Raw genomic sequence first — 15180 nt, 5'->3', positions numbered from 1 at the left:
GGTCGTCTCTCGGGCGCGAGCCGCATAATCCCCGTGGCTTCACTGCCCCGGGACGAGACCGGCGTAACAGACGACGGCGACGGCGGTGACGCCGCCGAGCGCGAGGAAGGCGGCGTCGAAGCGGCCGGCGTCGGCCATCGCGCCGACGAACAGGGAGCCGGTCGATCCGACGAGAAACAGGCACGTGCGGAGAAAGCCCCACGCTGCACCCTGCACGTCGTCGGGGAGTCGCGCCACGACGTAGGCGTTCGTCACGGGGGCGATGGCCATGCGGGTGCCGAGCAGGAAGACCAGGGTCGCCCACGCGAGGCGGCCGTCGACGACGGGGACGACGAGGAGGGTGACGACGGCGAGGGCCGCGACGGCGACGAGGACGGGGCGGGCGCCGTAGCGGTCCGCCGCGGTGCCGACGCCGAGCTGGCAGACGGCGCCGCCGACGAACAGGAGCGCGAAGATGGGGCCGGCGACGCCCTGTCCGATCCCCTCGTGGGCGACGAGATAGGTCGGGAGGAAGGCGGTCAGCCCCTGAAACGCGAAGAGGTAGAACATGATCGCCAGACTGGCGAGGAGGACGTTGCGGTCACGGAGGGCGCGCGGGAGGCGGCGAACCGCCTCGACGGCGGACGGTCCGGGGACGGGCGTCGACCCGCCGTCGGACCGCGTCGCGCCGATAGGCTCCGGGAGCGTCACCCACGCGAGCGCGGCCACGGCCACGAACGCGGGCGTCGTGCCGCCGACGAGGAGGCGCCAGCCGAGCGCACCGACCGCGGTGCCCGCGACGAGCGGGATGACCGCGGAGCCGACGCTTCCCGCCGCGAGCGTGATGCCGAAGGCGGCGCCGTCGTTGTCCGGGAACGCCTTCGAGAGCGACGTGCCGCGCGCGGGACCGTAGAGGCCGGAGCCGACGCCGAACGCCGCGGCGGCGAGGAGGAAGACGGCGAACAGTGGCGCCGCGGCGAGGAGGGCGAGACTCCCGGCGCTGAGCGCGAGACTCGTCGCGAGGACGGTCCGCTCGCCGACCCGGTCGGTGAGCAGGCCGGCGGGAAACTGCATCAGCGCGTAACAGCCCCAGATGACCGTCACGGCGAAGCCGGCGGCGGCGTTGTCGAGGGCGAACGTCGTCTTGACCTGCGGGAGGAGCGTCGGGACGAGGAAGCGAAGCCCGAGCGTGAACAGCCAGCCGGTGGCGACGGTCAGGAGAACCCAGCCCCGCCCGTCGCCACGGAGCGGAGCGAGGGCGTCGTGGAGGCGACGGCGGGAGCGGGTCACGGCTGGTCGAACGAGCGGCGGCGTGAAGAGCGGTTGGGACCAGACGACGGTTGCCGGTTGTGGAGCGACGGTCTCACGACCCCGCCACGAATCGGCGCGCCGACACGGTCACGAAGGGAACGAGGAAGCCGAGCGCGTAACCGAGGAGGTGGCTGTAGAGGTTCAGGACGCCGGCGCCACGCTCCGGTGACGCCGGGAACGCGACGAACGGCACCGCGAACACGAGCGCGGCGGCGACGGCGGTCAGTTCGACCGCACCGGGCGTCCCGAGGAGGCGCCGGCAGCGTGCACGGAGGTCGGACCGCTCCGCCACGACGAGGGCGTACCGAAGGGCACCGAGCGACGCCGCGAGAGCCAGGAGGGTGGCGCGGTCACCGACCAGAGCGAACGCCGACCGGACGCTCAACACCGCGACGAGGGCCAGACTGGACAGAAACAGGGCGGGGGCGAGCTGGGTCGCGGGACCGATGCCGAAGCGGGCGTCGAGGTAGTCCGCGAGCGCGAGCGGGAGGTAGCCGACGAAGGCCATCGCCACCCCGGAGAAGCCGAGCGTCGTCGCCGACCGCGGAACCGCGAGATTCAGATACGAAAGCACGACGGGAAAGACGAGGACGAACGTCGGGAAGGCGGTGTAGAAGCGGCGTCGATGCCCGCTCGCGAGGTCGAGCGCGAGCGACGTGGCGGCGAGGAGGGCGTACAGGACCACGTTGACCAACAGGTGGACGGGGTCGAGATGGACGAATGCCGAAGCGAAGGCCGTGGGCAGCGTCGGCGCCGCGTAGTCGAAGACGAGGGACCGACGCGTCGCCCGCGGGAGCAGCGAGACGAGACCGAGCGTCACCGGGACCGAACCGAGAAGTGCGACGTCGGCGGGGCGGATCCGGTCGCCGAGCGCCGCGCTACGCGGGCCGGCGTGGCGAGGACGGGCGTTCGATTCGGTTGCCATCTCCGTGTCGAGATGGAGGAACGAACCACCCATAACGGTGGCGTCAGCAGTGTCAGAATCGATAACGGGAGCGCCGTGTCGCGCTAGAACACCTTTAGGATCATATGTGGACACTACTATACGGGGCCTGCCGAAACGTCGTGACATGTTAGCACACAGCGCGACGTACGTCCAGAAGGCGTGTGCCTACGTCACCCGCGGCGGGTCGGAGGTGCTGGTGTTCGAGGGGCCGGGCCACGAGGGCTTGCAGATACCGAAAGGAACCGTCGAACCGGGGGAGACGCCGCGGGAGGCGCTGTATCGCGAAGTCGTCGAAGAGAGCGGCCTCGCGACGTTCGGGGACGTCGAACGCCTCGTCACCGACGTGTGGACTCGCCGTGAGTCGCCGCCGAAGCGGTACGTCCGGCACTTCTATCACGTCCCGGTCCACGAACCGCGGGATTCGTGGACCCACACGGTCACCGGAACCGGTGCCGAACGCGGGTCGGAGTTCACCTTCTCCTGGCTCGACCTCGGGACGAACGCTCGTTTCGCCCTCGACCTCGACGACTACCTCGGCACGCTGACCGGCGTGGACGCCGACGGATCGGGACCGGGCGTGGCCGCCGACTGACGGTCGCATAACTACCGAATATCGTACATTTTGTCCGATAATTCTGATATATGAACGTATTTTGGGCGAGACGTCGTTTCGTGGATCGATCGGCTGATTCGGCGTTCACTTCCCCTTTGGCCCGATTTACGGCAGTATCGGCCGATCGATGCACTCCGAGTCTGTGTGCGTCGATTCGGTGAAAATATCGCGTTCATACCCGCTGAAGCGTCAATATCCGCGATAGCGGACTGATTCTGCCGAGGATAGTGCAGATCGAATATTTCGGATTTCATAGTATCACTGATATCCGGAACGTCTTCGTTCCGAAGCAGCCCGACGGGCCGGGGGAACGGCGGGGTGGACCTTAGCGCTGGCCGTAGCCCTCGAACAGCGAGCGGAGACGGTCGACCTCCTCGTCGGGGAGGATGATCGGCTCGCCGACGCTGATGGCCTGATAGTGGATGCGCGCGCAGTATTCGACCATCAGCGCCACCTCGAACGCCGCTTCGGCCGTCTCGCCGACGGTGATCGTCCCGTGATTCTGGAGGAGGCAGGCGTCGTACTCCGTCCCCATCGTCTCGGCCGCGAGTTCGGCCAGTTCCTCGCTTCCGGGTCGGTCGTACCCCGCGACTGGAACCCGATCACCGGCGAAGGCGATCAGATAGTGCGACGCCGGGATGGGGTCGCCGAGCGCGGCGAACGTGCTCGCGTAGGGGGAGTGTGTGTGGACGACGCCGCCGATGTCGTCCCGTCGACGGTAGAGCGCCGTATGCATCGGCGTCTCGCTGGAGGCGTCGAAGTCCCCCGCCACCTGCTCACCGTCGAGGGCGACGAGCGGAACGTCCGCCGCGGTTACGTCCCCGTAGGGGACGCCCGACGGCGAGATGGCGACCGTTTCACCGTCGGCGCACAGTTGGCTCAGGTTGCCGCCGGTTCCCGTCGTCAGTCCCTGTGCGAGCAGTTCGCGGCCGAGGTCACTGACTGCCGTCCGTTCTGCGCCGTGTAGTAAGTCGTCCGTCATGGTGGGTCGGGGTGGCCGTCCGCGGTGTGGTTGGTCGCGACCCCTCCTGAATCCTTCCACGCACGAGCGGGCGACGAGGAGCCACCGCGACGACACGCCGAGCGCTCGGTCGGCGGCGACGCTTCGGACGAAAGATATTCGATCTGTTATATCTGTAGATCGTATATGATGGCGTCAGTGTACGACCAGAGACCTGCGATCAGGCATGTCGCTATCGTAGTCTCTCAAACGCGTCGAGACGTGCGTTTACACTCTTTCACGTCGTTTCGGTCGTTTCGGAGCGTGACTCAGAGACACGACGAGATTCGGCCGGTCGACGAGGGCCCTTTGGCTGCTTATCGGTCGATCGTCGCGTACATCGCCCCGTGATCGAGGTCGTCGTCGCGTTCGGCGACATGAAATATAGTGTAATTGAGAATTGTTAGTAACTATAAAACGTGTGAACTGTCGTATCGTCGTCGAGTGGGTGGCGTGCACGGCCGAAGCGAGCGCGTGGATGCACGAGGAAAGGAGGCGTCGGGACGACGGGCACCCCTCGGAGCGGCGTGTGGCCGTTCCGACGGCCGTCCCGAAACTCGGGCCATTGAGTGATCGACTCCACGTCCGGCTCGACGCAGCGCTGGATCGCGACAGACGCCCGACCCCGTCGGGGAGGCGTGCTGCAGGGCGGGTGGATCGCACACGCCCCGGTAGGCACTGCGGGCCGAACGATCCGATCGACGTTGGCTCTCTATAACAATCTTTCGGTCAGCCGACACACGGGGACGCCTACGGCGAGGGCGACGACGGATACGCTGGCCCGACGGTACGGGATGTACGCGAAATGATAACAGAGTGGCGGCGTGCGTCGCGACGACGAAAGCCAGCCCTCGACGCGAGGAACGGGGTCGGTCGAGGCAGTCGAACGCGAGAGTTCGGAACCGGGGAACGGGTCGCCGCCAGTCGACCGAACGGTCCGGCGGTCGTCGCCTCCCCCCGCGAACGAAACGACGAAGGCACGAGTGCACGCCGGGTCGTGGAACGTACCCTGCCGAACCGGATACCCCTCAGACGAGGGGTAGAATAACACTGATATTTTTGTTATTAGAAGGTAGCCCATCCCCCGCGAGGGCAGTGTCGTTCGGCTTCGAGCACCCGTCGGTCGGTCGGATGTTCGTTTGTAAAATGCAAAAGTCTCGGAGCGGAAGCTTCGCCCGCATGCGGTCGATTCGGCGGCGTACGGACGGTCGAAAGCGTTGCATCGTGCCGGGAAGGGCGGCACACGGGTGTGATTGCGGCCGATAGACGGGGAGAGCGACACCTGTTCGCGTCCGACGAACGCGTTCGTCGTGGACCGTCGGCAACGCCAACCTCTAAATGGCTCCTCGTCGTCCGATTGGACATGCTACAAGCCACCGACGAGGCGCCCGAAGTGACGGCGGCCGATCACGACGGAGAGACGGTGACGCTCTCCTTTGCCGAGCCGACGGTACTCTACTTCTACCCGCGCGACGACACGCCGGGGTGTACGGTCGAGGCCGAGGGGTTCGACGCGGAACTGGCGGCGTATCGCGACGCCGGCGTCGCCGTCTACGGCGTCTCGACCGACGACGTCGAGAGTCACGCCGCCTTCCGCGCGAAGTACGACCTGGATATCGACCTCCTCGCCGACCCCGACGGCGAGGTCGCGACCGCCTTCGGCGTCGCCGTCGAGGGCGGGACCGCCGACCGCGTGACGTACGTCCTCGCAGACGGCGAGGTGAAGCGCGTCTACCGCGGCGTCGACCCCGACGGACACGCCCGCGACGTACTGCAGGACCTCGTCGACGACGGCGTCGTCGCCGGCGAGTGAGGGGCCAGTGGGAACCCCGACCCGCGAGGGACCCATTCCCGCTCACTCGATGCCGGCCCGCCGAACCACGTCGGCGGCCGTGCGTTCGGCCGTCGAGAGGAGGTCGGCGAGGGGGCCGTCCAGCGTGCGCAGCTCACGGTCGTCCATCAGGACCTCGCCGGCACAGAGGACCGTCTCGACTTCGTTGCCCTGGAGCCCGTAGACCAGCGCGTGCACCGGGTCGGGCGCGGGCGTGAGGTGTGGGCGGTCGAGGTCGATCACCGCGATGTCGGCCTGCGTGCCCGGTTCGAGCGACCCGAGGTCGTCGCCGCGTCCGATGGCCGCGGCGGCGTCCCGCGTCACCATGTCGAACGCCGTCGATGCGGGGACGACCCCGGAGTCGCGGTGGTAGCCCTTGTGTGCCGTCGCGACGGCGCGGGCGTCCGAGAGCGGGTTGGCCGTGTCGTTCAGGATGGTGTTGTCCGTCCCGACGCCCACGGTGACGCCGCGGGCGAGCATCTCGACGACGGGCGCGAACCCGGTCGCGAGCCGCATGTTCGCCCGGAAGTTGTGGACGACCGGCGTGTTCGTCTGCGCGAGCAGCCGCACGTCACGGGCGTTCGTCTGGACGCAGTGACCGAGCAGCGCGCGCTCACCCAGATAGCCGACGTTGCGGAGGTACTCGATGCTGGAGACGGCGCCCCGCTCCCTCGTCTCGGCTTCCGCCTCCGCGACGTGGGCCGTCGTCATCACGTCGTGCTCCTCGGCGAGGCGGTACGCCCCACGGAGCAGCTCGGGCGTCGTCGTCGCGAGCGTCGCCGGGGCGGGCCAGACCGACTGCCGACCGTCCGGCTCGTGATACGTCTCGATCAGTGACTCGACGCCCGCCAGACCCGCCTCGGTGTCGACGACGAGCGCGTCCGGTCCCGGGTGGACGGCCCCGCCGCCGGTGTCGGTGATCTCCTCGAACAGGCGCCTGAACTCCGCGTCGGGTGAGCGGTCCCGGAGCCCGGCGCCGTAGACGTTCCGGACGCCGAGTTCGTCGTAGACGCCGAGTTTCCGGCGCGTCGGAGCGAGATCGGCCCAGTCGAGGGCCGTCGCGTTCTCGACGAACGTGGTCGTGCCCGACCGAATCGCCTCGACGCAGTAGAGCCGCGCCGCGAGCGCGTGTTCGTCGGCGTCCATCACGGCGAGTGCGGGCTGTTTCACGTTGAACAGCCAGTCGTACAGCCCCCGGTCGCCCTCGAACGCGCCACGGAGGAAGATGTCGGAGACGTGGGTGTGGGCGTTGATCAGCCCGGGGATCACCGCGCCGCCGTCGGCGTCGACGATCCGGTCCGGATCCGTGTCGGCTTCGAGACGGTCGGCCGACCCGACCGCCGTGATTCGGTCGCCCTCGACGGCGACGGCGCCGTCTTCGATCACCTCGCGGTCCCGGTTCTGCGTGACGACCGTTCCGTCGGTTACCAGTACGTCCGTCATGCGCCTCGACCGCCCTTGGTCCGTCCGTCGACGGTAGACACACTGCCGGTCCGTCGGCTCGGTTGCGCGGATACCATGTGGGTCGATCGGACCCGTCAGCTAATAAATATCCGTGACCGCCCGTGTCGTCGACGCGGCTCGAATCGGGGGGGACACCGTCGGCGTCCCGTGAACGGATACCTCATGGAAAATTTTAACTGCTCCCCTACTACATATCTCGTGCGAGGAAGTAACATGCCGGACATCTGGAGGTCAGGTCGACCGTTCGCCCCGTCGCGGGCCTCGGCGACGCGACGCCTCCGTCGGCACGTGTGGACCGACTTTGCGATCACCATCAAACGGAGATACGTATGGAAATCGATCTCACGCTGAACGACGACGACGTAACGTTCGAGGCCGCGCGCTCGGATACGCTGCTCGACGTCCTCCGGGACAACGGGTACACCGGCGCGAAACGCGGCTGTGACACCGGCGACTGCGGGTTCTGTACCGTGATCGTCGACGGCGAGCCGGTCAAATCCTGTATTCGGCCGATCAGCCAATTCGACGGCGCGGACGTCGAAACCATCGAGAACCTGGGCACACAGGACGACCTGGGACCGGTGCAGTCGGCGTTCGTCGACAACGCCGCGCTCCAGTGTGGCTTCTGTATTCCGGGCATGATCATGCGCTCGAAGGTGTTGCTGTCGGAGAACCCGAACCCCGACGAGGCCGAGATTCGCGAGGCGCTCTCGGAGAACCTCTGTCGGTGCACGGGCTACGAGAAGATCATCGACGCGGTGCAGGACGCCTCGACTCGCATGACCGGCGAGGCGGACGTGGCGGCCGACGGCGGCCGCGTCCCCGGCGACGGCGCCTGTTCGGGCTGTGACTGCTTCGAGGGAGGGGTCGACGAATGAGCAAGACCGACGAGCCGGAGCCGGAAGAGGAGGAGGAGGCCGACGACGCCTCGAAGATCGAGGCGGCCAACCCGATGGAGTGGGACGAGGCGCCGAACAACCGGAAAGCGCCGGCGGAGCGCCGAACGGTCTCACACCGCGAGGAGAAAGACGACGCCACGAAGATCGTCACCGGCGAGGCGAAGTACGCGGCCGACTACGCCCGGGAGTTCCCGGACCTCGCCGAGGCGAAGATCGTCCGCTCGGACATCGCCCACGGCGTCGTGACGGACATCGACACGAGCGCGGCCGAGGCGATGGACGACGTCTACGCCGTCGTGACGCCGGACTCCCCCGAAGTCCCGAACGAGCCCTACACGTCGGCCGGCCAGTCCTACCCCGAGCCCTCCCCGTGGGACCTCCGGGTGCTCCGTCGGAAGGTGCGCTTCGTCGGCGACCCCATCGCCGCCGTCGTCGCCGAGGACGCGGACACCGCGAGCAAGGCCGCGCGCAAACTCGACGTCTCCTACGAGGAGTACGACGCCGTCTTCGACACCGCGGCGGCGACGAAGCCCGACGCGCCACAGATTCACGACCCCGACGAGGTGGAGAACCACCAGCCCGGCGCGGACTACGAGCGAAACGTCGAGTCCAACATGGCGGGCGAAATCGGCGACGTGGACGCCGCCTTCGCCGAGGCCGAGGAGCGGGACGATCTGACGGTGATCGAGACGGAGTGGGAGACGCCCTACCAGTCCCACTGCGTCCCCGAGCCGCATACGACCATCGCCCACCGCGACGAGGACAACCGGTACCACCTCATCTCCAGCACGCAGGTGCCCTACCACACGCGCCGACAGCTCTCCCATCTCTTCGACGTGCCGATCAAGAACATCCAGGTGTCGAAGCCGCGGATCGGCGCCGGCTTCGGCTCGAAGCAGGGGATGCACACCGAACCGATCGCGATGGCGCTCGCGGAGGCCGCCGGTCGGCCGGTGATGGTCGAGACGACGCGGCGCGAGCAGTTCCACGCGGTGCGCAACCGCCGGCCCGCCCGCGTCACGCTCCGGAGCGTCGTGACCGACGACGGCGACCTCCGGGCGCTGGACATGGACGCCGTCACGAACTCGGGGGCCTACGGTCCCCACGGGATGACCGTCGCCAGCGCCGTCGGCAAGAAGCCGCTGCCGCTCTATACGCACACGCCGAACATCCGCTTCGAGATGACGGCCGTCCACACCAACCTGCCGGTCGCGGGCGCCTTCCGCGGCTACGGCGCCCCGCAGGGCCACCTCGCCGTCGAGGGGCACATGGACGAAATCGCCCACGAACTCGACCTCGACCCCATCGAACTCCGGTCGCGGAACGCCATCTCGGAGGGTGACCTCGACGTGGCCTCGGGCATCCTCAAGGAGAAGGAGTACGGCCGACGCATCCGCTCGTGTGGTCTCGACGAGTGCATCGCCGAGGGCCGGGCGGCCATCGGCTGGGACGACGTCGAAGGGCCCGACGCCGACCACCTCCACCGGGCTTGTGGGATGGCGCTCACCATCCAGAGCAGCGGCGTCCCCGGCGACGAACTCGGCGCGGCACACATCAAGATGAACGAGGACGGCTCCTTTATCCTCCAGACCGGCGCCGTCGACATCGGGCCGGGCGCCGACACCGTGATGGCACAAATCGCGGCCGAGGTGCTCGGCGTGCCCCCGGCGGACGTACTCGTCCAGCCGTCGGACACCGACATCTCGCCGTTCGACCACGGCGCCTACGCCTCCTCGACGACGTACATCACCGGGCAGGCGGTCAAGAAGGCCGCCGAGGACGCCCGCGGGATGCTGTTCGAGTTCGCCTCGCGGATGCTCGACGAACCCGAGGACGCGTTCACCGTCGACGACGGGGCGGTCGTCTCGGCGGTCACCGGCGAGTCGGTGTCGCTCGAAGAGATCGGCTACGAGTCCATGTACGGCGACGAGGTGCGCGCCCACGTGATGGGCGACGCGAGCCACTGCACGGAGGAGTCGCCGCCGCCCTTCGGCGCGCAGTTCGTCGACGTGACCGTGAACGAGGAGACCGGCGAGTTCGAGATTCACGACATGGTGTACGCCGTCGACTGCGGCGTCGCCCTCAATCCCGACCTCGTGGAGGGCCAGATCGAGGGCGCGATGCACATGAGCTACGAACTGGCGACCGGCGACGGCATCGGCTTCGACGAGGACGGCCGGCCGGAGACGCTCGGCTTCCGCGACTACGATATGCCGACCACGGCCGACCAGCCCCCGATGGAATCCATCATCGTCGAGACCCACGAGCCGACCGGTCCCTTCGGCGCGAAGTCGGTCGCCGAGATTCCGGTCAACGGGGTGCCGCCGGCGCTGAGCAACGCCGTCCGCCGCGCCGTCGGCGTCCGCATCGGCGACATGCCGATCACCGCGGAGAAGATCAAGAGCGCGCTCGACGACGACTGAGCCGACTCGCCGTTCCCATTTCTCGTTTCGTCGACGATTCCGAGTCCGTCGCCCGAAACGCCCGCTGGCGATCAGGACCGAACCACGTCGACGTGTTCGCCCGCTGCCACGTCGACCAGTCCCCGGTTCGTCAGCCGGTAGGTCGGGATGACCTCCAGCGCGAGGAAGGACAGTTCCATCAGGCCGGCCTCGACCAGCCCGAGGTCGGCCGCGAGCGACTCGACCCGTTCGTACCCCTCGTACACCGTCTCTATCGGCTCGTCGGACATGAGCCCCGCGACCGGCAGCGGGAGCGACGCCATCGTCCCGGCGGCGGGGTCGAAGGCGGCGATGCCGCCGCCGACCTCGCGCAGGTGGTTGGCCACGCGGGCCATGGCGTCGTGGTCCGCGCCGGCGACCACGCAGTTGTGGGCGTCGTGGGCGACGGTGGAGCCGATAGCGCCACGGTGCAGGCCGAGGCCGTGGACGAAGCCCCGTCCGATGCCGCCGTTCCCGCCGTGGCGCTCGATGACGGCCAGCGAGCAGACGTCGTCGTCGACCGGTGGCACCAGCGCGTCCGCGTCGACCGGGACGGCGGTCTCCATGGGATCGGTCTGGAGTCCGCCGACGGCGTCGATGACGCGGACGCGAGCCGTCTCCCCGGCGTCGGCGGGTGCCTCGACGGCGAGGTCCGCGCCCGAGACCGGGTCGAACTGGACGGTATCGGTCGCCAAGTTCGTCGAGTCGGGTCGCTCGTCCGCCGTGGGGTTCAGTTCGCCGTCGACCATCACGTCCGCGACCGTCCACGACGCCAGATCGTCGAGCAACACCAGATCGGCCGGCGCGCCGGGTTCGAGCCGTCCGAACGGCAGGTCGTAGCTCTCGGCCGTGTTGAGCGTCGCCATCTGGACCACCTCGACGGGGTCGGCCCCTTCGTCGATGGCCTTCCGGACCGCGAAGTCGACGCCGCCGTGGTCGACGACGTCGACCACCTCCCGGTCGTCGGTGCAGAGCGAGAGCCGGCGGGTGTCGATGTCGTCGACGAGCGGCAGGAGGTCGGCGAGATTCTTGCTCGACGAGCCCTCGCGCAGGTAGACCCGGACGCCGAGCGACGCCCGCGCCCGCGCTTCGGCGAGCGTGATGCTCTCGTGGTCGGTGTCGAGATACCGGGCGGCCTCGTGGAGGGCTGCGCCCTCGACGCCGGGCATGTGGCCGTCGACCGGGAGGCCGCGCTCCCGGGCGGCCGCGATCTTCGCGTGTACCTCGTCGTCGCCGGCGAGGAGTCCCGGCACGTCCATCACCTCGCCCAGCGCGACGACGGAGTCGAGGTCGAGCAACGACGCCACGGCGTCGGCGTCTATCGTCGCCCCCGCGTCCTGCAGCGATGACGCCGGGACGCTCGACGGGACGGTGAAACGGGCCTTCAGCGGCGTGTTCGCCGCGTCCGCGACGACAGCGCGAACGCCGGCCGCCCCCAGCACGTTCGCGATTTCGTGGGGGTCGTGGACGACGCTCGTCACGCCACGCGGCAGGACCGCGTCGCCGTACTCCGGCAGCGTCACCATGCTCGATTCGACGTGCATGTGCGCGTCGACGAGTCCGGGCGCGACGTAGCCGGCGTCGAGGGTTCGCTCGGCCGGGCGCTCCGCCAGCGCGACGATTTCGCCGTCGTCGACGGCGACGGCGCCGTCCTCGAGGGTCCCCGTGTGGACGTTTACTAGCGTGCCGCGAACGAGGGTATCGACCGCATCGGTCATGGGTCTCGGGGGTCGCGGCGGTGTCGGTCACGGCTCGGACACGCACGGACGCGCGCGGCGACCGCCGGTTCGGGTCGGGTGTCAGGACGCCACATACGAACCGACACTCGGCGGAGGTAGAAAGTAGTTTGGCTCGGCGCGGGTCGCACGAACGCGCCCCTCACGACGTGTCGGAGTGGGTCGTGGTCGTCTCGGTTCGGCGCACCAGATAGGCGAAGACGCTCAGCCCGCCGAGGAGCGCACCGGTGCCCCAGAACAGCAACAGGAACCGGTAGCCGGCGACGGGCCTCGCGAACGCGTTCTGGGCGATACCGGTGAACACGACGGGGCCGACGGTCTGACCCAACCAGAGCATGCTCGTCAGGACGCCGAGCATGCTCGCCCGCAGTTGGCCGGAGACGAGGCCGGCGGTCGTGGTGTCGAGCGAGGGCATCACGACGCCGAAGCCGAGGCCGAAACAGACGAGCATCGCGCCGATGGCGACGGGCGTCGCGGCGGCCCAGACGCCGAGCAGGCTGACGCCGAACCCGACGAACCCGAGCGCGACGAGCTGTCTCGCGGGGAGAAAGCCCGACACCCGACCGTACTGCGACGCCATGGTGGCGTTGGCCAGCGACACCATGCTGAACAGCAGGCCAATCTCCCCGGCCGCGAGCCCGTAGACGTCGCTCAGAAGGAGCGAGAGCGTCGTGAGGACGCCGCCGTAGAAGAGAAAGAAGGTGAAGAAGGCCGCGAGCCAGAGGCCGAGCGCCTCCGGGACGAAGGCTGCAGACGCCAGCCGACCCGCGTAGACGCGAAACGACGGCGGGTCGTCGATGGCGGGCTCGGTGAGCGAAAAGAGGGCGACGACGCCCACGACGAGGCTGACCCCGAAGAAGGCGAAGGGGACGTTCCAGCCGACGGAGGCGAGGGCGCCGCCGATCAGCGGGTACGACGCCGCGCCGATGCCGATGGCGCTGCCGTTGACGCCGATGACCGCGTGACGCTGTGGACCGTCGTAGAAGTCGCCGATGAGGGTGATCGCCAGCACCATCAGGCCGCTCGCGCCGACCCCCTGCAGGAGACGGAGGAGCAACACGACCTCGAAGGCCGGGGCGAAGCCGATGGCGGCGCCGGACAGGCCGAACAGGAAGAGCAGCGGCAGGACGACGGGTCGGCGGCCGAAGTGATCCGAGAGCAGCCCGATAAAGGGCGTGAGGAACACGCCCGGGAGGGTGTAGGCCGTGATGATGAGCCCGGCCTGCGTATCGGAGATACCGAACACGGTCCGGAGTTCCGGCAGGATGGGACTGATGAGCGGGACGCCCATGACGCCGATGAGCGAACAGGCGAGTATCGTCCGGAAGGCGGCGGACGACCAGGGAATCTCGACACGCTGCTCTGCGGACATGCGCTCTCCTCTCGTGCATCCGTCGCCGCGAACAAAAAGCCTCGTATCGTGGGAGGCGCGCCCCCCGTCTCAGCCGCCCATCACGCCGCCGGCGGTGACGTAGAAGTAGAGGACGAACGACCCCGCCAGGATCCACTGAGCGACGTGGATCGAGCGGTGTTCACCCTGTGCCGCCTTGACGATGGGGTAGCTGATGATCCCGGCGGCGATGCCGTTGGCGATGGAGGCCGTGAGGGGCATCATGACGATGGTGAGACCGCCCGGGATGAGCCACTCGGCGTCGTCCCACTGGATGTCGGTGACGCCCTGGAGCATGATGAGGCCGACGAGCACGAGGCCGAGGTAGGAGGCGTAGGTCGGGATGGCCGCGACGACGGGGACGAGGACGAGCGATGCCAGAAAGAGGAGCGCGACGACGAGCGCGGTCATCCCCGTCCGCCCGCCCTCCTCGACGCCGGTCGAACTCTCGACGTAGGTGGTCACGGTGGTCGTGCCGACGATGGCGCCGAAGGTGGTGGCGACGGCGTCGGCCATCAGCGGCTTCTCCATCTCCGGAAGATTTCCGTCGTCGTCGAGGAAGTCCCCGAACTGGGAGACGCCGATGAGCGTGCCGGCGGTGTCGAAGAAGTCGACGAAGAAGAACGTGAGCACGACGATCAGGAACGATATCGGCTCGATGTTCTGAAAGCCATCGACGAACGCCCCGACCAGCGGCGTGATGTCGTAGTTGATCGGCGGGAGGCCGTCGGGGGTGAGCACACCGCCGTCGACGACGCCGGCGAGCGTCAGCCCCCATCCGGCGGCCGCCGTCGCGACGATGCCGGTGATGATGGAGCCGGTCACGTCCATCGCGTAGAGGACGATGGTAAAGGCGAGTCCGGCCAGCGCCAGCAGGGCAACGGGGTCGGAGGCGACGTTGCCGAGCGAGACCAGCGTCGCCTCGTCCGCGACGGCGACGTTGATCTCGATGAGGCCGAGCAGGAGCAAAAAGAGGCCGATGCCGGCGCCGACGGCGAACTTCACCGGCTCCGGGAAGAACTCGATGATGTACCGCCGCGCGCCGACGCTGGACATGGCGATGAAGACGATGCCCTCGACGAACACCGCCGCGAGCGCGGTCTGCCACGGGATTCCGAGCGCGATCACGACGGTGAACGCGAAGTACGCGTTCAGCCCCATGCCGGGCGCGAGGCCGAACGGTCGGTTCGCGTACAGCGCCATCACGGTCGAGCCGACGGCGGCGGCCAGAATCGTCGTGATGGCGAGCATCTGGAACACCTGCCCGTCGGAGTAGCCCTCGATGGAGATGGCCGCCGACAGGATCGCGGGGTTCACGACGATGATGTACGACATCGTCAGGAAGGTCGTGATCCCCGCGACGACCTCCGTCTTCGCGTCCGTGCCGTGCTTGTCGAACTCGAAAAACGACGCTACGCGTGACTGGCTCTCGCTAGTGTCTGTCATCCATGTCACCGTCTCACACCAATATAAAAAAGTTTGTGATTCAGGCGAACGCGTTCGGCCGACTGAGGGGAGTGTCGTTCGGCGGCCGACCCCGAACGACGGGTCGACAGCAGTCGTGGCGCGC

General features: G+C 68.3%; 11 protein-coding genes. 4 read left to right on the top strand and 7 right to left on the bottom strand.

Features of this window, described 5'->3' with window-relative positions; translation table 11 throughout:
- Positions 1-39: 39 nt before the first annotated feature.
- Both DU484_RS08245 and DU484_RS08240 read right to left on the bottom strand, forming a co-directional pair.
- Positions 40-1269, bottom strand: a complete 1230-nt coding sequence (locus tag DU484_RS08245) for an MFS transporter (RefSeq protein WP_114605667.1) — start codon at positions 1267-1269, stop codon at positions 40-42.
- A gap of 73 nt (positions 1270-1342) precedes the next feature.
- Positions 1343-2215, bottom strand: a complete 873-nt coding sequence (locus tag DU484_RS08240; protein ID WP_262342903.1) for a hypothetical protein — start codon at positions 2213-2215, stop codon at positions 1343-1345.
- A gap of 145 nt (positions 2216-2360) precedes the next feature.
- Here DU484_RS08240 and DU484_RS08235 point away from each other — a divergent pair, with 145 nt between their 5' ends.
- On the top strand, positions 2361-2828 hold the full coding sequence (locus tag DU484_RS08235) for an NUDIX hydrolase (protein WP_114605666.1): 468 nt from the start codon (positions 2361-2363) through the stop codon (positions 2826-2828).
- 346 nt (positions 2829-3174) lie between these two features.
- On the opposite strand, the gene DU484_RS08230 is transcribed toward DU484_RS08235, so the two are convergent.
- Positions 3175-3831, bottom strand: a complete 657-nt coding sequence (locus DU484_RS08230) for a class II aldolase/adducin family protein (protein WP_114605665.1) — start codon at positions 3829-3831, stop codon at positions 3175-3177.
- Between the two features lie 1381 nt (positions 3832-5212).
- Between DU484_RS08230 and DU484_RS08220 the strand changes: the two genes are divergently transcribed.
- Complete coding sequence (locus tag DU484_RS08220; protein WP_114585552.1) at positions 5213-5662, top strand: peroxiredoxin; 450 nt, start codon at positions 5213-5215, stop codon at positions 5660-5662.
- Positions 5663-5704: 42 nt separating this feature from the next.
- Here DU484_RS08220 and DU484_RS08215 read toward each other — a convergent pair whose 3' ends face one another.
- Positions 5705-7123, bottom strand: coding sequence for an amidohydrolase (locus tag DU484_RS08215; RefSeq protein ID WP_114585551.1), 1419 nt, complete (start codon positions 7121-7123; stop codon positions 5705-5707).
- A gap of 350 nt (positions 7124-7473) precedes the next feature.
- Here DU484_RS08215 and DU484_RS08210 point away from each other — a divergent pair, with 350 nt between their 5' ends.
- The gene (locus DU484_RS08210; protein WP_187347790.1) at positions 7474-8022 is read left to right on the top strand and encodes a (2Fe-2S)-binding protein; all 549 of its coding nucleotides are present in this window, start codon (positions 7474-7476) and stop codon (positions 8020-8022) included.
- The gene (locus DU484_RS08205; RefSeq protein WP_114605664.1) at positions 8019-10466 is read left to right on the top strand and encodes a xanthine dehydrogenase family protein molybdopterin-binding subunit; all 2448 of its coding nucleotides are present in this window, start codon (positions 8019-8021) and stop codon (positions 10464-10466) included. The genes DU484_RS08210 and DU484_RS08205 overlap by 4 nt, the downstream gene beginning before the upstream one ends.
- Positions 10467-10537: 71 nt before the next feature.
- On the opposite strand, the gene DU484_RS08200 is transcribed toward DU484_RS08205, so the two are convergent.
- From DU484_RS08200 to DU484_RS08190, 3 genes are all read right to left on the bottom strand, one after another.
- On the bottom strand, positions 10538-12202 hold the full coding sequence (locus DU484_RS08200) for an adenine deaminase C-terminal domain-containing protein (RefSeq protein ID WP_114585549.1): 1665 nt from the start codon (positions 12200-12202) through the stop codon (positions 10538-10540).
- Positions 12203-12362: 160 nt separating this feature from the next.
- The gene (locus DU484_RS08195; RefSeq protein WP_114605663.1) at positions 12363-13592 is read right to left on the bottom strand and encodes an MFS transporter; all 1230 of its coding nucleotides are present in this window, start codon (positions 13590-13592) and stop codon (positions 12363-12365) included.
- A 69-nt stretch (positions 13593-13661) separates the two neighbouring features.
- Entirely contained in the window at positions 13662-15056 is a 1395-nt protein-coding gene (locus DU484_RS08190; RefSeq protein WP_114605662.1) for an NCS2 family permease, read from the bottom strand.
- Between the last annotated feature and the right edge of the window lie 124 nt (positions 15057-15180).

It is taken from the genome of Haloplanus rubicundus, from assembly GCF_003342675.1.
GTDB lineage: Archaea > Halobacteriota > Halobacteria > Halobacteriales > Haloferacaceae > Haloplanus > Haloplanus rubicundus.
Note: the sequence above shows the minus strand (reverse complement) of the source record. Positions and strands in the feature narration are given on the sequence as shown.

Bases quoted from the DNA above. Each gene is read 5' to 3' on its own strand.
- DU484_RS08240 (WP_262342903.1), bottom strand. From the start codon at position 2,215: ATGGCAACCGAATCGAACGCCCGTCCTCGCCACGCCGGCCCGCGTAGC.
- DU484_RS08235 (WP_114605666.1), top strand. From the start codon at position 2,361: ATGTTAGCACACAGCGCGACGTACGTCCAGAAGGCGTGTGCCTACGTC.
- DU484_RS08230 (WP_114605665.1), bottom strand. From the start codon at position 3,831: ATGACGGACGACTTACTACACGGCGCAGAACGGACGGCAGTCAGTGAC.
- DU484_RS08220 (WP_114585552.1), top strand. From the start codon at position 5,213: ATGCTACAAGCCACCGACGAGGCGCCCGAAGTGACGGCGGCCGATCAC.
- DU484_RS08215 (WP_114585551.1), bottom strand. From the start codon at position 7,123: ATGACGGACGTACTGGTAACCGACGGAACGGTCGTCACGCAGAACCGG.
- DU484_RS08210 (WP_187347790.1), top strand. From the start codon at position 7,474: ATGGAAATCGATCTCACGCTGAACGACGACGACGTAACGTTCGAGGCC.
- DU484_RS08205 (WP_114605664.1), top strand. From the start codon at position 8,019: ATGAGCAAGACCGACGAGCCGGAGCCGGAAGAGGAGGAGGAGGCCGAC.
- DU484_RS08200 (WP_114585549.1), bottom strand. From the start codon at position 12,202: ATGACCGATGCGGTCGATACCCTCGTTCGCGGCACGCTAGTAAACGTC.
- DU484_RS08195 (WP_114605663.1), bottom strand. From the start codon at position 13,592: ATGTCCGCAGAGCAGCGTGTCGAGATTCCCTGGTCGTCCGCCGCCTTC.
- DU484_RS08190 (WP_114605662.1), bottom strand. From the start codon at position 15,056: ATGACAGACACTAGCGAGAGCCAGTCACGCGTAGCGTCGTTTTTCGAG.